19 protein-coding genes are annotated in these 22,394 nt (G+C 62.7%); 6 read left to right on the top strand and 13 right to left on the bottom strand.

The features are described 5' to 3' along the window. The first annotated feature begins 33 nt into the window (after window positions 1-33). Window positions 34-1,419, top strand: a complete 1,386-nt coding sequence (locus tag V7787_RS00170) for an aldehyde dehydrogenase family protein (protein ID WP_014591019.1) — start codon at window positions 34-36, stop codon at window positions 1,417-1,419. A gap of 37 nt (window positions 1,420-1,456) precedes the next feature. On the opposite strand, the gene V7787_RS00165 is transcribed toward V7787_RS00170, so the two are convergent. Next, complete coding sequence (locus V7787_RS00165; protein WP_049587821.1) at window positions 1,457-3,367, bottom strand: AAA family ATPase; 1,911 nt, start codon at window positions 3,365-3,367, stop codon at window positions 1,457-1,459. A 186-nt stretch (window positions 3,368-3,553) separates the two neighbouring features. Beyond that, entirely contained in the window at window positions 3,554-4,453 is a 900-nt protein-coding gene (locus V7787_RS00160; RefSeq protein WP_049587807.1) for a helix-turn-helix domain-containing protein, read from the bottom strand. A gap of 183 nt (window positions 4,454-4,636) precedes the next feature. On the opposite strand from V7787_RS00160, the gene V7787_RS00155 reads away from it, so the two are divergent. The 4 genes from V7787_RS00155 to V7787_RS00140 all read left to right on the top strand — a co-directional run bounded on the left by V7787_RS00155 (window position 4,637) and on the right by V7787_RS00140 (window position 9,301). After that, window positions 4,637-5,995, top strand: coding sequence for a glutamine synthetase family protein (locus V7787_RS00155; RefSeq protein ID WP_010954037.1), 1,359 nt, complete (start codon window positions 4,637-4,639; stop codon window positions 5,993-5,995). 80 nt (window positions 5,996-6,075) lie between these two features. Next, complete coding sequence (locus tag V7787_RS00150) at window positions 6,076-7,164, top strand: polyamine ABC transporter substrate-binding protein (RefSeq protein ID WP_010954036.1); 1,089 nt, start codon at window positions 6,076-6,078, stop codon at window positions 7,162-7,164. 13 nt (window positions 7,165-7,177) lie between these two features. Next, on the top strand, window positions 7,178-8,473 hold the full coding sequence (locus tag V7787_RS00145) for an NAD(P)/FAD-dependent oxidoreductase (RefSeq protein ID WP_198748205.1): 1,296 nt from the start codon (window positions 7,178-7,180) through the stop codon (window positions 8,471-8,473). A gap of 150 nt (window positions 8,474-8,623) precedes the next feature. Continuing rightward, window positions 8,624-9,301, top strand: a complete 678-nt coding sequence (locus V7787_RS00140; protein ID WP_064492796.1) for a DUF3313 domain-containing protein — start codon at window positions 8,624-8,626, stop codon at window positions 9,299-9,301. Window positions 9,302-9,388: 87 nt separating this feature from the next. Here the strand turns inward: V7787_RS00140 and V7787_RS00135 are convergent, their stop codons facing one another. Then, window positions 9,389-10,765, bottom strand: a complete 1,377-nt coding sequence (locus V7787_RS00135) for an L-serine ammonia-lyase (RefSeq protein ID WP_064492797.1) — start codon at window positions 10,763-10,765, stop codon at window positions 9,389-9,391. Between the two features lie 146 nt (window positions 10,766-10,911). Here V7787_RS00135 and V7787_RS00130 point away from each other — a divergent pair, with 146 nt between their 5' ends. Then, window positions 10,912-11,853 carry a LysR substrate-binding domain-containing protein gene (locus tag V7787_RS00130; RefSeq protein ID WP_012052371.1) on the top strand — a complete coding sequence of 314 codons (942 nt, stop codon included), beginning with the start codon at window positions 10,912-10,914 and terminating at the stop codon, window positions 11,851-11,853. Between the two features lie 33 nt (window positions 11,854-11,886). Here V7787_RS00130 and V7787_RS00125 read toward each other — a convergent pair whose 3' ends face one another. The 10 genes from V7787_RS00125 to V7787_RS00080 form a co-directional block, all read right to left on the bottom strand. After that, on the bottom strand, window positions 11,887-13,308 hold the full coding sequence (locus V7787_RS00125) for an undecaprenyl-phosphate glucose phosphotransferase (RefSeq protein WP_104887594.1): 1,422 nt from the start codon (window positions 13,306-13,308) through the stop codon (window positions 11,887-11,889). Between the two features lie 178 nt (window positions 13,309-13,486). Next, window positions 13,487-14,239, bottom strand: a complete 753-nt coding sequence (locus V7787_RS00120; RefSeq protein ID WP_010954030.1) for a WecB/TagA/CpsF family glycosyltransferase — start codon at window positions 14,237-14,239, stop codon at window positions 13,487-13,489. After that, window positions 14,239-15,426 (bottom strand): glycosyltransferase family 2 protein, encoded by a 1,188-nt coding sequence (locus V7787_RS00115; protein WP_010954029.1) that lies wholly within the window; start codon window positions 15,424-15,426, stop codon window positions 14,239-14,241. Before V7787_RS00115 ends, V7787_RS00120 begins: the two co-directional genes overlap by 1 nt. Continuing rightward, window positions 15,423-16,625 carry a glycosyltransferase gene (locus tag V7787_RS00110; RefSeq protein ID WP_336084634.1) on the bottom strand — a complete coding sequence of 401 codons (1,203 nt, stop codon included), beginning with the start codon at window positions 16,623-16,625 and terminating at the stop codon, window positions 15,423-15,425. Before V7787_RS00110 ends, V7787_RS00115 begins: the two co-directional genes overlap by 4 nt. 49 nt (window positions 16,626-16,674) lie before the next feature. Beyond that, a complete protein-coding gene (locus tag V7787_RS00105) occupies window positions 16,675-17,679 on the bottom strand; it encodes a VirK/YbjX family protein (protein ID WP_336084633.1) in 1,005 nt (334 codons plus the stop codon). Between the two features lie 9 nt (window positions 17,680-17,688). After that, on the bottom strand, window positions 17,689-18,666 hold the full coding sequence (locus tag V7787_RS00100) for a glycosyltransferase family 2 protein (RefSeq protein WP_336084631.1): 978 nt from the start codon (window positions 18,664-18,666) through the stop codon (window positions 17,689-17,691). A gap of 5 nt (window positions 18,667-18,671) precedes the next feature. Continuing rightward, window positions 18,672-19,196 (bottom strand): serine O-acetyltransferase, encoded by a 525-nt coding sequence (locus tag V7787_RS00095; protein WP_064492801.1) that lies wholly within the window; start codon window positions 19,194-19,196, stop codon window positions 18,672-18,674. Window positions 19,197-19,204: 8 nt separating this feature from the next. Then, window positions 19,205-20,161, bottom strand: coding sequence for a glycosyltransferase family 2 protein (locus V7787_RS00090; protein ID WP_336084629.1), 957 nt, complete (start codon window positions 20,159-20,161; stop codon window positions 19,205-19,207). Between the two features lies 1 nt (window position 20,162). After that, complete coding sequence (locus V7787_RS00085) at window positions 20,163-20,771, bottom strand: acyltransferase (protein WP_029615442.1); 609 nt, start codon at window positions 20,769-20,771, stop codon at window positions 20,163-20,165. A gap of 103 nt (window positions 20,772-20,874) precedes the next feature. Continuing rightward, on the bottom strand, window positions 20,875-22,341 hold the full coding sequence (locus V7787_RS00080) for a GMC oxidoreductase (protein WP_198748209.1): 1,467 nt from the start codon (window positions 22,339-22,341) through the stop codon (window positions 20,875-20,877). Window positions 22,342-22,394: the final 53 nt, after the last annotated feature.

Below are 22,394 nucleotides of genomic sequence, written 5' to 3'. Positions count from 1 at the left end.
CTCACTGATTAACAACATCGAGAGTGTCCCGCCATGAGCGCGATCAGCAGCCTGACCCACGCCATCTCCCTCGACCCGTACAGCGGCGAGCAGATCGGCGCCTACCCGTTCGACACCGACGCCGCACTGGAAGCGGCGCTGCAACGCGCCAAGGTTGGCTACCGCCAGTGGCGCCAGGTGTCGCTGGGTCAGCGCAGCGAGTACCTGCTGGCCCTGGCCGGCACCCTCGAAGCCAAGGCTGAAGCTTTCGCGCACATGATCAGCCGCGAAATTGGCAAGCCGATCGCCCAGGCTCGCGGTGAAGTCAGCAAGTGTGTGGGCCTCTGCCGCTGGTACGCCGAGCACGGCCCGGCGATGCTCGCCGCCGAGCCGACGCAGGTCGAAAAAGCCCGTATCGAATACCGCCCGCTTGGCCCGATCCTGGCCGTGATGCCGTGGAACTTCCCGGTCTGGCAGGTGCTGCGCGGCGCCGTGCCGGCAATTCTGGCGGGTAACACCTACGTGCTCAAGCATGCACCGAACGTGATGGGCAGCGCCTACCTGATGGCTGAGCTGTTCAAGGATGCCGGCCTGCCGGAAGGCGTGTTCGAAGTGCTGAACGTGACCCCGGATGGCGTCACCCGCGCCATCAACGATCCGCGCATCGCCGCCGTGACCCTGACCGGCAGCGTGCGTGCCGGCATGGCGATTGGTGCACAGGCCGGCGCCGCGCTGAAGAAGTGCGTGTTGGAGCTGGGAGGCTCCGATCCCTTCATCGTGCTGGCCGATGCCGACCTGGATGCCGCCGTCCAGGCCGCGGTGATAGGCCGCTACCAGAACACCGGCCAGGTGTGCGCCGCCGCCAAGCGCCTGATCGTGGAAGCAAGCATCGTCGACGCGTTCACCCACAAGTTCGTTGAAGCCACTCGCCAGCTGAAAGTCGGCAACCCGCTGGAGGACGACACCTATATCGGCCCGATGGCCCGCTATGACCTGCGCGACGAGTTGGATGGCCAGGTTCAGGCGACGTTGGCCGAAGGCGCCACGTTGCTGCTGGGCGGCAACAAGGTCGAAGGCGTGGCCAACTTCTACGCGCCGACCGTGTTCGCCAATGTCACCCCGGACATGACCGCGTTCAAGCAGGAGCTGTTCGGCCCGGTAGCGGCGATCATCACTGCACGCGATGCCGACCATGCCGTGGAACTGGCCAACGACAGCGAGTTTGGCCTGGCCTCGACCATCTACACAGCCGACTATGCGCTGGCCGAACGCATGACCGCTGCACTGGATACCGGTGGCGTGTTCATCAACGGCTACTGCGCTTCGGACCCCCGCGTGGCGTTTGGTGGTGTGAAGAAGAGCGGTTTCGGCCGAGAGCTGTCGCACTTTGGTGTGCGCGAGTTCACCAATGCCCAGACCGTATGGCTGGACCGTAACTGATTCATGACCCTGGGGCTGCTTTGCAGCCCCAGATGTGTCAATCCCGCACCTGGTCCTTGACCCAGTCCAGCATCCCCCCCGGCACGATCAGTTCATGCCGCGCCCGCGAACAGGCGGTATACAACCCCGCCAGCATACGCGCCCGTTCATTGCGGTTACCCGCCACCTGTGGCGCCACCATCAGCTCCGGCGACACCATCACCCGGGCAAACTCCATGTTCTTCACATCCCGTACTCGCCCCAGGAACAGCTTCGGCGCCTTGTCCCAGCGGTAACGGCTCTTGGCCTTGGCAAAGTGCTCCGGCGTGTAGCCTTTGCGCAGCATGTTGGCCACGGCGACGAACGCTTTGTCATCGCCCTTGTCCTGTTCCAGCGCCTGCCAGCTGGCATAGCGGAACAGCATCGGGTGGCGCGGCCGGGTGCCGTAGCGGTACAGCTCGATGCAGTCCTCGACGAACAGCTCAAAGTCCTTGCGGGCGCTTTTCAGCAACAGGAACGGCACCCCCTGATGCGTCAGGCGCTGGAACCAGCCAAACAGGCCCCATTCATCATCGACGATAAGCGCCGTGGGCTGTTCCGGCACCATCACCGTATCGAAGAAGCTGACCCGGGTGTAGTGCTCGGCGCTGCCACTGAAGGCCGCCTGGATCGTGGCCGGGTGCGCCTGGATCAACGGGTTGAGCACATTGTCCATTGCCGGCCCGGCGCGCAGTGAATGGTCGATGCAGCGTTGCCGGATGAAGCTGCCATGGTGCGGGCTGAGGCCGTTGAGGTTTTGCAGTTCGTCACCCAGGGTAATGATCGACTGCGGACTGCGATCGAGTACCGCCAGCATCGGTGCCGACAGCTCGTGGGCTTCGTCGACGATGACATGGGTGTAACGGCTGTCGATGACATGCTCGGTCAGCGACAGCAGCTTGACCCGGTGGTAGTCACGCACCGGCAGCTGAATGTCCCGCGCCGACGGGCGAATCAGCTCTTGCCAGTACAGGCGTGCCTTTTCCAGCAGCACCTCCTGATCCAGCGGCGAGGTGCCAGGCCCGGCCCAGGGCAAGTGGTGCAGCTGAAGCTGGGTATCGGCACTGTGGCAGAACGTGCGCACGGCGCGGATGCACAAGGCAACCACATCACGCGCTGCGAGCGGGCCGATATCTGGGATGGACAGCCAGCGCACCACTTGCGCTTCCTGGGGGCGCCAGGACAGCTTGGTGCGGTACGGATCGCGCAATCGCCAGCCGTTGCTGGTGAGGTCACGGTTGAGCAGCTCGTCAGCCAGTTGGCCGAAGGTCAGCGCGGTATAGGCGGCAGCGTCCTTGACCCGCGCCTGCAGCGCGCGCAACTGGCCTTCAGTCAAGGCCAGCAGCAAGGTGCGCTGTGGCTCCAGCAGCCGGGCGAACTGGTGAATCAGGAAGGTCTTGCCGGTGCCGGCGAAACCTTGCACAGCCACAGACTCGTCGATGCCACTGAGGAATTCGCGCAGCAGGCGGTTCTGCTGGTCGCTGAGCATCAAGTCACTGGCCAGCGACGGCAGGTACACCGGGTGCAGCGGCGTGGCCCGTTGGCGGTAGCGGTCGGCGAACTGGAAGTTCCACTGGCCTTCGTCATCCAGCCATTCGTCCGCCTGGTACTGCACTTCGGCCGACAGCAGTGCAATGCCGTTTTCGCCCAGCATGCCCAGGCCCATGGCGAACGCTTCGCGATCGAATTGCTGCGCTACCTGGGCCTGGAAGCGCCCGGGGGCGACACCTTCTACTTCGTTGGCGATGCGCACGATTTCGGCGAAACGACGCTCCTGCGCGTCGGCCGAGGCGGTGGCAGGCTGGCGTGGCAGGTTTTGCACGAACAGCACGGTAGCGGCATCGACAACACTGGCGGTGGTGAAGAACTCGGTAACGGCCGCGCTGGCGAGGCGGTCGGCCTGGTCGCTGGGCAAAGGCAGGTAGAACATCGGCACCTCGGGTGAAATCAGGGCGGCACGATAGCAACTTTTGGCGTGGAATGCTGGGTTCAGTGTTGCCTGGGCTGGCCGCTTCGCGGACTTGCCCGCGCCCCAGGCAACGTGCGATTCACGAAACCATGCTGGTGCTGTGGGAGCGGGCGAGCCCGCGAAGAGGCCGGCAGCCCCGCCTCCACCTCAAACCCTGCAGCGCTTCAATGTTTCACTGGGAAACTCCTTGAACAACTGCCGGTAACTCTCTGAAAACCTTCCTAAATGCCAGAACGACCAGCGCATCGCCACCTCGGCCACGGTCACGCCGCCACCGCGCAACAGATCACGCCGCGCACCGTTGAGCCGACGCAGGCGCAGCCAGTGCGCCGGCGGCATGCCGGTAAAGGCCTTGAACGCCTGTTGCAACTGGCGCAGGGAAACCCCAGCCACGTCTGCCAGCTCAAGCAGGTTCAGCGTCTCTTCCGGGCAATCGGCCGCCCATTCGCTGACCCGGTGCATGATCGCCCTCTCCTCGTCCCGCCGCCCCAGGGCCACGCCCTGTAACCGCTGGCTGGCATTGTCGAGAATGAACAGGCAGTCCTCCAGCAGCTGCTCAGCCAGGGCCTGCCCTTGCAACGGGCAACCCTCCTCGCCCAACCGGGTCAAGGTGGCGCTGAGCCAGCTGCCGAACAGCGCATTCTGGCCGCTGCCCAGTGGCACCATGAACAACCCTTCCAGGCGCTGCGGGTCCAGGCCATGGCGGGCCAGGAAGGCCTGGTCGAACACGACCGCCACCTCCTGGTAGTTCTCCGGCGTGATCCAGATATTGCGGCTTTGCTCGTTCAGCAGGTACAGGCTGTTCTCGCTGCGGTCGAAGCAAAACGCCAGCGAGCCGCTTGGCGCGCGGAAAAACTGCTCCACCCGGGTGTTCAGGCGCTCTTCGTACACCTCCACACCATCCAGCCCCAGACACCGCAGCTCACCGCTGAAGTACCCGGGCGACATCTGCCGGTACTGCTGCTGCCAGCCAGGGGTGGCGCGCACTTGCTCGGTGACGTCAGTGGTGTGGAAAGCCTGGACCTTCAACGCATTGGCGGTTGTCACACATCGTCCTGTATGCACTCTTTTGGTGCATTCGATACTGAAGAAAGTGGATAGATCGCCCCGGGGGGCTGCGCCCAAGATAGTCTCCAGCGCGTCACCTGGGAAGCGTAACGCCTTCGCAACTGTTCAACGATTTTCGCAAGCGCCCACGCTCCCCCACTAAAACCCAACCAAGAGGTCTGTATGAACGCCCCCTTCGATCAGCTGTCCACCTGGCTGAAAGAACACCGGATCACCGAAGTCGAATGCGTGATCAGCGACTTGACCGGCATCGCCCGCGGCAAGATTGCGCCTACCGCCAAGTTCCTCCATGAGCGAGGCATGCGCCTGCCAGAAAGCGTGCTGCTGCAGACGGTCACCGGCGACTACGTCGACGATGACATCTATTACAACCTGCTCGACGCCGCCGACATCGACATGGTCTGCCGCCCCGATCCCACCGCCGTTTACCAGATCCCGTGGGCGATCGAGCCAACCGCGATCGTGATCCACGACACCTTCGACAAGCAAGGCAACCCTATCGAGCTTTCGCCACGCAACGTCCTGAAGAAGGTGCTCAAGCTGTACGCCGACAAGGGCTGGCAGCCGATCGTCGCACCCGAGATGGAGTTCTACCTGACCAAGCGCTGCGAAGACCCGGATTTGCCACTGCAGGTACCACTGGGGCGTTCCGGCCGTGCTGAAAGTGGCCGTCAGTCGTTCTCGATCGACGCCGCCAACGAATTCGACCCGCTGTTCGAAGACGTCTACGACTGGTGCGAGATCCAGGGCCTGGACCTGGATACGCTGATCCACGAAGACGGCCCGGCGCAGATGGAGATCAACTTCCGCCACGGCGACGCGCTGGACCTGGCCGACCAGATCACCGTGTTCAAGCGCACCATGCGCGAGGCCGCGCTCAAGCACAACGTGGCCGCCACGTTCATGGCCAAGCCGATCACCGATGAACCCGGCAGTGCCATGCACCTGCACCAGAGCGTGGTCGACATCGCCACTGGCAAACCGATCTTCGCCAACGAAGACGGCAGCATGAGCCAGCTGTTTTTGCATCACATCGGCGGCTTGCAGAAGTACATCCCCAAGCTGCTGCCGATGTTCGCGCCCAACGTCAACTCGTTCCGCCGCTTCCTGCCGGATACCTCGGCACCGGTCAACGTCGAGTGGGGCGAAGAAAACCGCACGGCCGGTCTGCGCGTGCCCACCTCCAGCCCTGAGGCGATGCGGGTGGAAAACCGCCTGCCGGGCGCCGATGCCAACCCGTACCTGGCCATCGCTGCCAGCCTGCTGTGCGGCTACCTGGGCATGGTCGAGCAGATCGACCCTAGCGCACCGGTGCAGGGCCGCGCCTATGAACGCCGCAACCTGCGCCTGCCGATCACCATCGAGGATGCGCTGCAGCACATGGAAGACTGCGAAACCGTGCAGCAGTACCTGGGCAAGCAGTTCGTCCAGGGCTACGTGGCGGTCAAGCGCGCCGAGCACGAGAACTACAAGCGCGTCATCAGCTCGTGGGAGCGTGAATTCCTGATGCTGAGTGTCTGATCCACCGCGGGGGTGCTCTGCACCCCATGCACAGGCAAGCCTGCTCCGAACTCGAAGAACAAGACCAACGAGGTGTTCCCATGCGTCATCTGCAAGCCCTGATCCCCGCTGCATTCACCCTGCTGTTCGCCACCACCACCCAGGCCGCGCCCACGGTCAGTGTGTACAACTGGACCGACTACATCGGTGACACCACCCTGGCCGACTTCCAGGCCAGCAGCGGAATCAAGGTGGTCTATGACGTGTTCGACTCCAACGAAACCCTTGAAGGCAAGCTGTTGGCCGGGCGTACGGGTTATGACGTGGTGGTACCGTCCAACCACTTCCTCGCACGCCAGGCCCAGGCCGGCGCCTTCCTGCCGCTGGACCGCAGCAAGCTGCCGAACTGGCAGCACCTGGACCCCAAACTGCTCAAGCAACTTGAACAGAACGACCCCGGCAACCAGTACGCCGTGCCTTACCTGTGGGGCACCAATGGCATCGGCTACAACGTCGACAAGGTCAAAGCGGCACTGGGTGTGGACCATATCGACTCGTGGGCGGTGCTGTTCGAGCCCGAAAACCTGAAAAAGCTCAAGCAGTGCGGCGTGGCATTCATGGACTCGCCCGACGAGCTGTTCCCGGCCGTGCTCAACTACCTGGGCATGGACCCGCGCAGCGAAAAACCGGGCGACTACGCCAAGGCCGAGGCCCGCCTGCTCGAACTGCGCCCCTACATCACCTACTTCCACTCCTCCAAGTACGTCTCTGACCTGGCGAACGGTGATGTCTGCATCGCGTTCGGCTACTCCGGCGACGTGTTCCAGGCTGCCAACCGCGCCGTAGAGGCGAAAAACGGCGTGAAGGTCGCCTACAGCATTCCCAAGGAAGGCAGTAACCTGTGGTTCGACCTGCTGGCCATCCCCAAGGACGCCAACAACCCCGAGCAGGCCCTGGCGTTCATCAACTACCTGCTCGACCCCAAAGTGATCGCCAAGGTCAGCGCCACGGTCGGCTATGCCAACGCCAACCCGGACGCCAAGGCCTATATGGATGCATCGCTGGTGAACAACCCGGAGATCTACCCACCCCAGGAGGTGCTGGACAAGCTGTACATCTCCAGCACCCCGAGCCCGAAAATCATGCGCGTCATGACCCGCTCCTGGAGCAAGATCAAGTCCAACCGCTGAGTCGAGAACGCTCATGTCTTTCAATACCCAACACACTGCCTCGTACTACGCCGCCACAGCGCGCGACGCGGCCCCCTACCCCAGCCTGGACAGTGAACTGACGGCCGACGTATGCGTGATCGGCGGCGGCCTGACTGGGGTCAATACAGCCCTGGAGCTGGCCGAGCGTGGCCTCTCGGTGGTACTGCTGGAAGCCCGACGCATCGGCTGGGGCGCCAGTGGGCGCAATGGCGGCCAGCTGATTCGCGGTATCGGCCATGATGTCAGCGGCTTTGCCCGGCATGTCGGCCAGGACGGTGTGCGCTACCTGAAGCAGGCCGGCATCGACTCAGTGGAACTGGTGGCCGAGCGCATCGCCCGCTACGGCATTGCCTGCGATCTGCGCTGGGGCTTCTGCGAACTGGCCAACACCGCGGCGCAGTTCGCCGCCTTCAAGGAGGAACAGGACGACCTGGTCGCTCTGGGCTATCGCCATGAAACACGCCTGGTCAGCGCCGGGCAGCTGAACGAGATCGTCGCCAGCGACCAGTACGCTGGCGGCCTGGTCGACATGGGCTCGGGACACCTGCACCCACTTGATCTGGTCCAGGGCGAAGCCCGCGCGGCCCACGGCCTGGGCGTGCGCATTTTCGAGCAAAGCCCGGTGCTGCGCATTGAGCACGGGCCCAGGTTGACGCTGCACACGGCGCGCGGCAAGGTGCGCGCAAGCAGCCTGGTGCTGGGCTGCAACGCTCACCTGGATGAACTGGAACCGCGCCTGAGTGGCAAGGTGCTCCCGGCCGGCAGCTATGTAGTGGCCACCGAACCCTTGCCCGAAGCACTGGCCAGCAGCCTGATCCCGCAAAACATGGCGCTGTGCGACCAGAAGGTCGGCCTGGACTACTACCGCCTCACCGCAGACCGCCGCCTGCTGTTCGGCGGCGCCTGCCACTATTCTGGTCGAGACCCCAAGGACATCGCTGCCTATATGCGGCCCAAGGTGCTGAAAGTATTCCCGCAACTGGCCAACGTGCGCATCGACTACCAGTGGGGTGGCATGATCGGCATCACCGCCAACCGTTTCCCCCAGGTCGGGCGCCTGAACCAGCACCCTAACGTGTATTACGCCCAGGGCTATTCCGGCCACGGGCTGAACGTGACGCACTGGACGGCGAAATTGCTGGCCGAAAGCATCGCCCTCGGCCACAGCCACGGCCTGGATGTGTTCAGCGCCGTGCCGCACCTGACCTTCCCCGGCGGCAAGGCCCTGCGCTCCCCCCTGCTGGCACTGGGCATGTTGTGGTACCGCTTGCGTGAGGCCCTGGGTTGAGTGGGCCGCAACGTTTGCAGCGTCGCTCCAGGCGAGCCCGTCCCGGCCACGCACTGTGTTCTTTTCAAAGAGGATTGCCCCGTCCACTGGCCAACTGCCTCGCACCTGCTAGCGTTGTTGTGGCCGACCTCTCATGGATGCCTTTTCATCATGAAATCATTGCCTCGCATTACCCTTTTGTGCGCCGCGCTGCTTGCCGTGGCCGCCTGCTCCAGCAACCGCGTGGACCCCAAGGATTACTCCGGCTTCCTCAAAGACTACAGCCGGCTGCAAGAAGCCAAGAGCCCGTCGGGTGACCCGGTGATGCGCTGGATCGACCCCAAGGTCAATATCAACCAGTACAGCCAGGTGTTCGTCGAGCCAAGCCAGTTCTACCCCAAGCCGCAGCCCACAGCCGTTATCTCGCAGCAGACGCTGCAGGAAATCACCCGCTACTTCAACGAGGCCCTGCGCCGCGAAATGGGCAGCGTGATGCCGTTGGCCAAGGGGCCTGGCCCGGGCGTGATCGTGGTACGCCCGGCGATCACGGCAGTGTCCACTAGTAACGAGGGCCTCAGGCCTTACGAGGTGATCCCTATCGCGCTTATCGCGGCGGGAGTGAATACCGCCATGGGTGGCCGTGACCAGGACGTGGATGTCGGTGTGGAGGCAGCGTTCCTGGACGGCGCCAGCCAGAAGGTACTGGCCCAGGTGGTCCGCAAGGGCGCGGGCCAGGAACTGGAGAACGATACCCAGAAGCTGACCTTGAATGACGTCAAGCCGGTGCTCGATGGCTGGGCCAAGGACATGCGTGCGAGCTTCCTGGCAGCGAAGCAGAAAGGCCGCTGAGTCAGCGCTGACCCAACAGATCAACGCAACCTGGTGAAGGAGCGGCCCATCGAGACCCAAGGCCGCTCCAGTTGACCGCGTTAAACATCAGCACTCGACAAAAGCGACCGCCAAACCGCCGCGCGAGGTTTCCTTGTAATTGGCATGCATGTCCGCGCCAGTATCACGCATGGTGCGGATCACCCGATCGAGCGAGATGAAGTGCTCGCCATCCCCCCGCAGCGCCATTTGCACAGCGTTGATCGCCTTGACCGCAGCAATCGCATTGCGCTCGATGCACGGCACCTGCACCAGGCCGCCCACCGGGTCGCAGGTCAGCCCAAGGTTGTGCTCCAGGGCAATTTCGGCGGCGTTTTCAAGCTGGGGCGGCGTAGCACCCAGTACCTGCGCCAGGCCGGCAGCAGCCATCGAACAGGCCGAGCCCACCTCCCCCTGACAACCCACCTCGGCACCGGAAATCGAGGCGTTCTTTTTGCACAGGATGCCAACCGCCGCTGCGCCAAGCAGGAAGTCCACCACATCAGCATCGCAGGCATTGGGGTTGAACTTCATGTAGTAGTGCAACACCGCCGGGATAATGCCGGCTGCCCCGTTGGTGGGCGCGGTAACCATACGCCCACCGGCAGCATTTTCTTCATTGACCGCCAAGGCGAACAGGTTGACCCACTCCATGGCACCAAGGGTCGAGCCGATCACGTTGGGCTTGCCCAGCTCCTGCAGGCTGCGATGCAACCGCGCGGCGCGGCGCTTGACGTGCAAGCCGCCCGGCAGGATGCCCTCGTTGCGCAGGCCGTTCGCCACGCACTCACGCATGGCCGCCCAGATGCGCAACAAGCCTTCGCGCACCTCGGCCTCCGGGCGCCAGGCGCATTCGTTGGCCATCATCAGTTGCGCCACGCTCAGGTTGTGGGCCTTGCACAACGCCAGCAGTTGGGCACCACTGTCGAACTCATAAGGCAGCATCACGGCATTCGTTTCGCTTGCCGGCGCATCGATCTCGGCTTGCTCGACGATGAAGCCGCCGCCCACCGAAAAATAGGTCTGGCTCAACAGGCTGCGCTGCCCGTCCATGGCTTCCAGGCTCATGGCATTGGGGTGATAAGGCAGGCTCTCGTCGAGCAGCAGCATGTCACGGCCGTAGTCGAAGGCCAGCGGATGGCTACCGTCGAGCATCAGGCAGTGCTCTTGCAGGACCTGGCCGATGCGCGACTCGATCGTGGACGGGTCGATACGGTCCGGCCACTGGCCCATCAAGCCTAGCAGGCACGCGCGGTCGGTGGCATGGCCAACCCCGGTGGCCGACAGCGAGCCATACAGCCGCACTTGCACGCGCGTTACCTGGGCCAGCAGCCCCTGCTCACGCAAGGCCTGGGCAAAGGTGGCCGCCGCGCGCATCGGGCCGACGGTATGGGAACTGGACGGCCCGATGCCAATTTTGAAAAGGTCGAAAACACTGATAGCCATGCTAATGCCTGACCCTGCCCTGATATGCATCCAGGGTAGGGTTGTCTGAAGAAATTGAGCGTTATTGCGATTTTGCGCGATACTGCCGCGCTGGCTCACGGATGACCAACGAAACTTCCTAAGCAAGCCTTTAGTGGTACTAAACGATGCGACGACAACTCAATGGTCAGATGTTCGTCTGGCTGCATGTATTTGCCTGCGCAGCCCGGCACTTGTCCTTCACCCGCTGTGCCGAAGAGCTGCACATCACCCCGGGCGCGGTCAGCCAGCAGATGCGCCAACTGGAAGAGCGCCTGGGCTACCGGCTGTTCCTGCGCCGGGCGCGCGGCGTGGAGCTGAGCGCCGAGGGGCAACGCCTGGCCCAGACGGTGGCCGAGGCCTACGGCAGTATCGAAGCCGAGCTGCTGCGGCTGGACGCGGGGGAAATCCGCGGCACCTTGCGTGTGCGTTCGATCCCCTCGTTCCTGGCCAAATGGCTCACGCCGCGCTTGCCGCGTTTTCAACAGCGCTACCCGGATATCGAACTGCGCCTGGTCGCCGAAGACAGTGCCCAGGCGCTGACCCCGGGTGATTTCGACTTGGCCATCGACCTGAACGATGGTAGCTACCCAGGCATGCTTTCGACGCCACTGCTGGACGAGCAGATCTTCCCGGTGTGCTCACCTGCCCTGCTGCGCGGGCGCCCGCCGCTGCATGGCCCCGCTGACCTGGCGCACTACCCGCTGCTGCATGACATCACCGCCTGGCGTGGCAGTTCGGAATATGCCGAGTGGGAGTTCTACCTGGAAGGCATCGGCGCCGCCGGCCTGGATGTGCGGCGCGGGCACACCTTCAACCGCAACCACCTGACCATCGAGGCGGCTATTGCCGGTATCGGCGTGGCGATTGCCCGCCGCACGCTGCTCAATGATGAACTGGAACGCGGGGCACTGATCGTGCCGTTTGGTGTACCGATCGCCAACCACAAGCGTTACGTAGTGCATTACCCGCCAGGCGGCTTGAACCAGCCAGGTGCGCGGGCGGTGCATGACTGGCTGGTGGAAGAAGCGCGGGGGTTCAGGGCGTTGCATCCGTTGAACAAGGAATAGCCACTTGGGTGCGCTTGAGCAGGAGCGCTGCGCTCAATAAGCCTGCTTACCGGTGAAGGCATTAAGCGTGCGCACCAGGATCACGAAGTCCAGCCACAACGACCAGTTGTTGATGTACTCGATGTCCGAGTCGACCCGCTGGATCATTTGCTCGATATCCTTGGTCTCCCCCCTGAAGCCGCGCACCTGCGCCAAACCTGTCATGCCTGGCTTGATATTGTGGCGGGCAAAGTAGTCAACGATATCCTGCGAATACAAGGTGTCATGTTGCAGGGCATGCGGCCGCGGCCCTACCAGGGACATTTCCCCGGTCAGCACATTGAACAGTTGTGGCAGTTCATCAAGGCTTGTACGCCGGATAAAGGCGCCGACCCGGGTCAACCGTGGGTCGTTCTTCTGCGCCTGCTGGACCACACCTGCTTCCGGTTGGTGAACATGCATGCTGCGAAACTTCCAGATGCGGAACGATTCTCCTGTCCAGCCGGTACGTTCCTGGCGGAAGAACACCGGCCCGCGGCTGTCGATCTTGATGGCCAGCGCAACAGCCAGCAATACGGGGGATGCAAACAGCAAAATCAACGCGGCCAGCACCCGGTCTTCAAGGTTTTTCAAGAACAGGCTCATGCCCGTCAAGGGTGTCTCCGACAAGGTCAGCACCGGAATGCCGGCAATTTCCCGCACGCTGTGGTTGATCAGGCGCAACGAGAAGATATCCGGCACCCAGTTCACCGCAATGCACTTGTCGAGCAACTTGAAATACACGTCGTTGATGACCTCGGAGCCACCCAGTGGCGTCACTAGATACACCGTACGAATGCCGTGTTGGGCCACCAGCTCGTCGAGGTCGCCAATATGCCCCAGCACCGGCAGGCGCTGCTTGCCCTCGGCACTCTCCAGCCCCTGCCCATCGCCTTTGTCGAGCAGCACGCAACCCAGCACCCGCTCGCCAAACCACGGGTTGTTGCTGATTTTCTGATACAGGAAGTTGGCCAGGTCACCGTTGCCGATGATCAGGGCATTGTCCAGGCGCGCATGCGCGCTAAAGCGCTTTTGCAGTTCGCGCACGGCAAAATGCAAGAATAACTGGGCGACATAACCAATGACGAACAGTTGCACCACCAATAGCCGTGAATAGGTTTCGCTCTGTTTGGTCAGGAACGCCATGACGACCAGGAAGCAAAACGTTGCCGACCAGGCCTTGAACAGGCGGAACGCCTTGATCGAAAGCCCGACGTTGGTGCGGTAGATCGCGTAATGATCATAAATGACTGCCAGTGCGCCAATCAGCAGCAGCAGCATGATCACGTAATCGGATGTGATATAGCCGAACTGGTCGTAGATCAGGTACCAGGCAATACCGGTGACGGCAATACCATCGAGGCCGGCCTGGATGGCGTTACTGACACTGCTTCTTCTCTGGAGTAAGGAACGACTGCTTCTGGGTTCGAAAACCATTTCAGACCTCATCAAGATGAGCGTAGCAAGTGCCTTCCATCAAACAGCAAGCCTTGAAAACAGACTTAAGCAAAAACCGTGCAGCAGGCGCGTGGCGCCCTCAAGCGATTGATATCACTGTAGCAGCCACCCGGCGCTGGCGTACCCGGGATCACCGCTTTTGCGATTTTTGGCCGATTCATAGGGCCCGCCTGGCCGAAACCGCCGCCCGCCGGTACAACAGGGTGCGCAACAGGAATAGCGGATTGCCCACCACATAACGCATGAACAGGCGCTTGGGCTCGCGCAGCAGGCGGTACAGCCACTCGCCCCCCAAACGCCGCAGCCATTCGGGGGCACGGCTGACCTTGCCGCCGAGAAAGTCCAGGATCGCCCCACCGCACACGATCAGGCATGGCCCGCCAGTGGCTGCCAACGCCGCTGCCACCGCTTCCTGCTTGGGCATGCCCATGCCCAGCACGATCAGCTCGGGTTGCTGGACGCGGGCCAACTGCAGATAGGTTTGCAGGCTGGCGAAGCCATCGTGAACCGACACTGGCACGATGCCGAATTCGGCTTTACAGCGCTGCACAGCCTGGTCCAGGTAGGGTTGCCGGGTGCCCCAGAAGGCGACCTTGCGCCCTCGGTAAGCAGCCATGAGCCTGGGAATGAAGTCTGTGCCGTTCATGTTGAGCCCGGGTTCCAGGCCCAGGCAGCGATACAGGATCGCCATGCCGGCACCATCGCGCAGCAGTACATCTGCGGCCGACAGCGCCTGGCTGTAGCCACCATCGCGCACCACCAGGTTCATCGCATGGGCGTTGACGAAGCCCAGCACGGTGGCCGTATCCGGTGTGGCCAGGCGATCGAGCAGGTGCTGCACGGCGGCGTCATCAGCGATCACTGCCAGCTGGTCGATCACACGCTTCCAGCGATTCTGCCACTGAGCCATCAGTCGTCATCCCGTTTTGAACGCACCCATTCAACCTGGCGCTTGATCAGGAAACTCAGGTACAAGGGAATTTTCCTGGCCGCGTAAAACGGCGCGTACAGCAACACCGAGAACGGTATCACTTCACGGCAGAAGCGCGCCCAGGCCAACACCACGGCAAAGGCCAGCAAGGCCAAACCGGCAAAGGCGAGCCACGCGGGCGCCGCCAGGCCGAACAGCAGGTACGCCAGCCAGGTCACCAGGTTAAGCCCGAGCAAGGTCAGTACCAGCAACGCCAGGGGCGGCACCAGCAAGTCCAGGGTCAAGGCCGCCAGGCTAGCGTTACGCTGGGTGATGGCAGCCATCGCCCGCTTGGGGGCGTCGGCAAGCATCAAGCCCAGATGGCCATGCTCCCAGCGGGTGCGTTGGCTGTTGAGACCCTGCTGGCTGAGCGGGAACTGGCTAGTGACCAGTGCCTCGGGGCAGAAAGCAGGCGGTTTGCCCTGCTGGCAAAGGTCCAGGCCCAGCTTCACATCCTCGACCAGATGACCATTGGCCAGGTTGATCAGGCTCAGATCGTGCCAGCCGAACGCCATGCCCGCGCCCATCAGTTGGCATGGCAGGCCCAGACGCGCCCAGCCGCGTGGCCGCACCAGGTTCTTGACCCGCCAGGCAAACTCGGCAACCTGCACTCTCAACCCGGCACCTGCCGGTGCACGCATCAGGTACAGCGACTGTACCGGGCGGGCAAGTGCGTGACAGCGGCGCGCCAGGCAATCGATCGCCCCCTCGCCCACCTGGCAGTCGGCATCCACCACGATGACCACCTCGGGCGGCCGCTGAGCCAGGTGGCGCACGCCGAAATCCAATGCGTAACCTTTGCCGCGCAAGCGCGTATCGTGGCGCTCTACCACTTCGGCACCGGACGCGCGTGCCAACCGGGCCGTGTCATCCGAACAGTTGTCTGCCACGACCAGCAAGCGGTCGCCGTCCAGCAGTTGCGGCGTAACGCTGGCCAGCATCGCACGAATGACCAGCGCCTCATCGTGGGCGGGCACCAACACCGCCACTCGCGGGCGCTCGCCAATGCCCTTGGGCCTGGACCGCGCCGGCAGGCAAGCCAGCAACACTTGCAGCAACAGCACCGACACCGGTACCAGGACGATGATCGCCAACAGGCCCAGTAACCAACCCAATACACTTATCATGCGTATGCCTTGAAATAGTCGGCCAGCCTGGCCGCCTCGGTATCGATGTCATGCCGTTGCACGACACGCTGGTAGGCCACCTCGCCCATGCGCTGCAGTACCTCGGCCGGTTGCGCCAGGCAGTCGGCCATGGCTGTTGCCAGCTCGTCCACGGCACCGGCTGGGAACAGCCAGCCGTTTTCGCCAGGCCGCACCAGCTCGGGGATACCCGCTACATAGGTGGTGAGCACGGGCCGGCGCAAGGCCATGGCCTCCATGATGACCACGGGCAAGCCCTCGGCGAAGCTGGGTAGCACCAGCGCACGGGCGGCCAGGATTTCCTCGCGTACCTGCGCACTGCTGATCCAACCGGTGATACGCACTTGCTGCTGCAAGCCGTGCCGGGCAATCAAGGCCTCGATCTGCTCGCGCATTTCACCGTCACCCGCCAGCACCAGCTCGAAGGCGATCGACTGGGCAGCGAGACAGCGCGCCGCTTCCAGCAACAGCAGCTGGCCCTTCTGTTCGCACAGTCGCCCGACACACACCAGCCTTGGTGCCGGCGGCACATTGACCGGCGCCACCTCATGAAACCCACGCTCCAGGCCGCAATGCACCACCTTCACCTTGCCCCAGTGCTCGTGCGCCACCCAACGGTACAGCTGGCTGCGCCCATACGAGCTCACCGCCGCGACAAAGGCGGCGCGGCGCACCTTTTCCCCCATGTGCAAGAACTGTGGCTTGTCGAATTCTTCCGGCCCGTGCACGGTAAAGCTGTATGCCGGCCCGCCCAGGACGTTGGCCAGCATGACCACTTCCGTAGAGTTGGTGCCGAAATGCGCGTGCACATGTGTCGCCTCCCCTGCCTGCAACCACTGCAGCACCTGGCAGGCCTCGGCCAGGTAGACCAGGTGGTAGGGCCAGGCACGGTCGGCCCGCAAGCCGAGGCGCATGGCCAGCCACAGCGCCTGGAAAAACCGCCGCGGCTGCGTACGCAGTACCTGCCACGTCGGTGCCAACAACCCCTTGAGCCCACCTTGCAATACGTAGCGGGTCTTGCCCCGTTCGCTTGCGTCCTCGGCATCCTGCACTTCGGCGTCCCACCCACGCAGGGCTATACGTTGCACCTCAACCCCCTGGCGCTCCAGCGCCAGAATTTCGCGACGGATGAAACTGTGGCTGACTTTCGGGTACTGATTGATGAAGTAAGCAATGCGCATACGAATCCAGATCCAAACCCGCTTGATGACCAACCTTCCCTGGCAACCTTCACTTCAGGCTGTCGACTACGGGCGGTCCGTCTACTGCCGATGCACTCACAGCAAATGCATCCCCCTGTTTTCCTTGTAGTCCAAGGTTGTGATTGCTGCTTGGCAATGCTGCCTGCAAACGGGTGAAAACATCGTCGAGCAATGCCTGGCGGCGGCGGTACATCGCCCGTTTCTTGGCCGGGATGTCAGTTTCCGCCCGTTGCGCCGGCGCTAATGGCAGGCTGAAAAAATCCTCACGGTCAGACGCTGTGGCACCGTGTTCTTGCCAGATCACGTCGTAGTTGGCCGCCAGGTCCTGGTCCTTGTCGCTGCCAAAATAGGGATGGCGATGGTGCCGGCAGGCGTCGCTGACGGCATACAGCTGTGTCACACCCAAGGTTCTGCCCAGGCATTTCAACGCTTCGAGCAACAGGCTGCGTGGCCGCAGCCCTTCGAAGTCCTTGGTCAGGTCACGGTAGATGGCCAGCGAGGTTTCGCTGTCGATACCTTTGTGGATGCCCTGCACCGCACCGATGAACAGGCAGGTTTCACCCTGGCTGCGGCCCAGGGTGAAGGCCAGGGATGCCACACGCAGGTCGGCCTGGAACAGGTTCAGCACCAGCTCGCCTTCGCGCTTGAACCAGATTGGCCGGTCCAGTACCAGGCAACAGCCCGGCGAGTGGCTGGACAGGTCACACAGCCTCAGGTTTTCGTCGCGCCCCAGCAACAGCAACGCCGGGAACTGCCCAGCCACCCGTTCAAAGTGCGTAGCCACCACCTCCAGACGCTGTGGCGCCTCCCAGCATCGGCTGATGTAAGGCCATTGCACGACACCGATACAATCCACACCCAGCCGCTGCAGACCATGCGGCCCCAGCGCCGCCGTCATGCGCTGCATGAACCCGTTCAGCTCAGGCCACTGCCTGGCGATCTGCCGTGCCAACTTGTACTTGTTGTGCATCGCCCGCAACGAGTAACCCGGTTGCAAGGTAAACACGCTTTTCACGAGGGTGCCGAGCATCATGGGTTTCTCTCACTTGTACTCGATCAAAGCCGATTTGCCAGCCGCAAGGCGGTGGCGCAGGAACTTCAGTTGGCCGAGCATTTCCGGGAACTTGCCCAACACCAGGAACACGGCCTGCAGCCAGTTCTCGCGCGTCCACTTGCCGCCGCGGCGCGCCAGGCGCACCGCCTGCAGTGGGTAGATCAACAGCAACAGCAGGCCCCAGCCGCCCAGCAGCAGGCAGGCCAGCGCGATCACCAAAGGTATGCCCAGGCCCCACAACCAGGCCCGACGTGACTCACGCAGCCAATGCCGCTCGGGTGACTGGCCATGCAGGTAGGCGCCCTCGGCATAGGCATGCCCAGCGCGCAGGCTACGCCGCCACCATTGGCTGAAACGCGTCATGCCGGCATCGTGCAGGGTCATCTCGGCAGCCAGTCGCCAGATTTTCCAGCCGTTGGCCCGCAAACGCACACACAGTTCAGGCTCTTCTCCGGCGATCAGGTCAGGACGGAAGCCACCCACGGCAGCAAAGGCGTCTGCCCGCATCAGCGCATCGCCGCCACAGGCCTTGGCCTCACCGACCGGGGTATCCCACTCCAGGTCGCACAGCAAGTTGTACACCGAGCGCTGCGGGAAGCGCTCACGCCGTCGACCACACACCACTGCCACGGCGGGGTGCTGCTCAAGAAAAGCCTGCGCCGTGGCCAGCCAGGTGGCATTCACCTCGCAGTCGCCATCGACGAACTGTACCAGTTGCATCGATGGCAACAGGCGCTGCAAGGCGGCAAAGCCTTCATTGCGGGCGCGTGCGGCGGTGAACGGGATACTCATGTCCAGCGCCAGCACGTCCACGCCAAGGTTGGCGGCCAACTGCAGCGAACCATCGGTGGAACCCGAGTCGACGTACATGACCTTGTCCGCCCCCTGCGCCAGCGAAACAAGGCAGCGCTCGAGACGCAGGCCTTCATTGCGGCCGATCACCACCACGCCGATCACCGTTGCCATAGGCCTCACTCGACCGATGCCGTGGCGGCCGGTTGCCGGGCCTTGATGATGGCCGGCACCCCCACTGCCAGTGAATTGTCAGGCACATCTACCAGCACGACGGCATTGGCGCCGATGATCACGTTGTTGCCGATGCGAATACTGCCCAGCACCTTGGCCCCGGTGCCAATGTCGACGTTGTTGCCGAACACCGGGGCAATCGGCTCGTCGACATTCTTCAGGCCCACCACCACGCCGTTGCGGATACGGCAGTCATCGCCGAAGCGGGCATAGCCGCTGACAACGATGCCGCCAAAATGATCGATGACGAAGTTGCGCCCGATCACCACCTCGCACGGCAGTTCGATACCGGTGATGATCTGGACGAATTTGAACAGCACCTTGTAGATGAGCGAGCACAGTTTGCGCAGCAGTGCCGGGCGCAGCGTATAACGCCAGCGGCCAAAGCGGTACACCAGCAATACCCAGAAGCCCTGGGCGCCCCAGTCCCCGCCATGGGCCCGCAGGTCGGCGCGAATATTATCGAACATGGCTCCACCTACCTTGTCGGTTGGCTGGCGTACCGGGTCTTGAACAGCAAAGACCAGGTTGCCCGGCAATGACGCCAGCAGGCCTGAATGGCGCCCCAGCCGCGTCGTTTCAACAGCGCCTTGAGTGCCAGCACCAGGTCGCCCAGCGTGACCAGCAGCATGTGCAGGGCAAGCCCCGCCACCCCATGATGCTTGCGGAAGTACAGCAACTCGCTTTCGATCTGATAGGACGAGATCTGCCGGCTGGCGGCCTCCAGCTCCGCCACCGACTTGGAGCTTTCGCCACCGATGTGCACCACCGTGGTATGCGGGTAGAACACCACTTTCCAGCCCGCTTCCTTCACCCGCTTGCAGTGGTCCACCTCTTCGTAATAAAGGAAGTAGCGCGGGTCGAACAAACCCACCTTGTCGAGTACTTCGCGGCGCACCAGGTAGAAGCAGCCGGGCAACCAGTCACACTCGCGCACCGAAGCGTGGTCCCAGTTCATGTCGTCGACCATCTTCAGCCCTGGGAAGAACCGCCCCAACCCGGTGCGCCCGACGAACACATTGAGCGGCGTGGGGAAGTAGCGACAACTGGGCTGCAGGTCGCCATCGCGACCCTCCAGGCGCACCCCCAGTACGCCGCACTCCGGGTGGGCGTCCATGTAGTCGAGCGTTTTTTGCAGCGAGTCGGCGGCAACGAAGGCATCGGTATTGAGCAGCAAGGCGTACTTGCCCTTGAGGTGCGCCAACAACTGGTTGTTGGCCCGGCCGAAACCCACGTTCTGCTTGTTGCTCAGCAGCAGTGCCTCGGGGCACACCTGGGCTATGCGCTGCACCGAGTCATCGCGCGAGGCATTGTCGACCACCAGGTAACTGGCCAGGCGCTCGCTGTCGGCCCGGCGCAGCGCATCGAACATCGGCTGCAACAGTCCAGCGGTATTGAAGTTGACCACCATGACATCCACAGGTTTGCTAGCCATTTCAGCTGTCCCCGAAGAAATACTGACGTCTTTGCGCCATCAGTAACGGTTCCACTTCCGGGTCGTAGGCACCGTTGCGCTGCTTCACCAGATCGATCCATGGGTAGGCTTCGCAACGTGCCTCGACCCGCTTGATCAACTGTTCGGTGGTACAAATGAACTCGGCAGGGTTGCCACCATAGACGGTGCCTGGCGGCACGTCCTTGGTCACCACCGCCCCTGCCGCCACGATGGATTCGGGCCCGATGGTCACGCGCGGCATCACGATCGCACCATGGCCGATGAAGCAGTTGTCCTTGATGTCGATGAAACCGACCGAATCCAGGTGCTTGCCAAAGCGATGCTCGATCAGCAATACCACCCCGTCATGACCGATCAACGTGCAGTCGGACAAGCCCACGCTGTTACCGATACGTACCAGCGACGGGTCGAGAAACTTGCAGCCTGTATTGACGTAGAAATTGCTGCCGACCGAATGAAAGTTGCCCCATCGGGCCAGATAGGCCCCCCATTCAAGACCAGATGGGTTGCAGAACCTCCTGTAGAATTTGCCACCTCGCCCGGTTGCATGGGCGTAGCGCGCCACTGCCTTGCGTATCCATCCTTTCATACTGCCTGGCCTCGCGATCTGAACAATCTGGAGTCTCCTGAGGCGTTCCGGTCTCGTTCTTCTAGGTGCTGACCGCATCGCACTCACCCGTGTACAACCTTCATCACGCCGCGGCGCCGCTGGCCGCTTTCATCTTGTTATCGAGGTGGTCGGCCAGCCGCAAGGCAAATTGCAACAGCGGCATGGTCGGGTTGGAGGCGCCGCCCTTGGCAAAAATGCTGCTGCCGGCGACATACAGGTTTTCGGTACCGAACACCTTGCAATTGGCATCGACCACACCGAACTGCGGCGAGGCGGCCATGCGCGTGGTGCCCATGTGATGGGCATGGGGTGCCATTCTCAGCGGTATCGAGGTGTCGTAAACGAAATCGTTGAGCTTGACGAACCCCAGGTCCATGTCGGCGAACTGCTTGGCCAGTTCGCTGCCAATGCACTTGATGGTGTGCCGGTCTTCGGCGCTAAGCACCCAATTGACATTGACCTTGGCCACGCCCAGCGCATCCTTCTTGTCCAGCAGCGAAATGCGGCTGTGCAGGTTGGGAAACTGCTCGATCATGGTGCCGATCACGCCGTCACCAGGGCAGCTGAACTTGGCGACGAAGGCGACCTTGCTGGCAAACCCCATGTCGCAGGCCAGGCTCTCGAGAAAATACTTCACCTCGGCAGTGCGGCCATAAGTTTGCACATCGGCCAGCAAGGAGGCGGTGACATTGCCTTTACCGGCCTTGTACTCGTCGACGAAAGCATCGGTGGTGTAGTACTGGCGCGGCTCTGGGTCCTGCCCGGACTTGAGGATGAAAGTGCCCATTTCGATATTCAGGTGTTCCATGAAACACCCGCCGACCAGCCCTTCCTTGCTCACCACGCCTGCGGCCACCAGGGTCTCGCTGTTCAGCAACTGCCGGGCATTCTCGATGGCCCCTGTGGCCAGAATGAAATTTCCAGCCACCAGGCGTTGACGATTGCACTCATAGTCAGACAAAACCACCGCAGCCAGGTGGCCGGAAGCCTTGTCGAACTCCAGGTCAACGCAATTACAGTTGATGAACACATCCAGGCCTGGGGTCTGCTCCAGTGCTGTAGCGTACTTCTGCGCAAAACGTGTCGGCGTGCTGAGCAGAAAACGGTCCGCCTCGAAGTCACCGCCATTGAGACCGGCATTCATCGCACGAAAATCCGAGCCAGGCGCCAGATCGACGATCTCCATGGCTGCCGGCAGAAAGCCTTCGATCTCCGAGTAGGGAATTGGCCAGCCCGGCAAGACGCCTGGCGGGGCGACGGCAAAATCCGAAGGGGTGAATGGTCGGCACCGGCCAGCCCAGTGATTGGAAGTGCCACCCAGGTAGCGCAGGCGGGTTTCCCCGGCATACAGCTCCAGGCCGGTGGATGAGCACGCGTACAAGTCTTGCGAGTGCGGCGCATACTCGCGCCCCCCGCCTTCGGCGATCATTACGCTCCAGCCGGCGGCTGCCAGGCGCAAGCCCAGGGTTATACCCGCCGGGCCGGCCCCGATGATGCAGAAATCATAGTGATCGCGCAGCGCCTTCTGCTGCTCAAAGTCCTTGATCATGCTGACGCGTTCCGGAAGTAACGGGACGGCAATACCCAACCGTTGATTACCAC

This window comes from Pseudomonas sp. CGJS7 (genome assembly GCF_036961695.1).
Note: the sequence above shows the minus strand (reverse complement) of the source record. Positions and strands in the feature narration are given on the sequence as shown.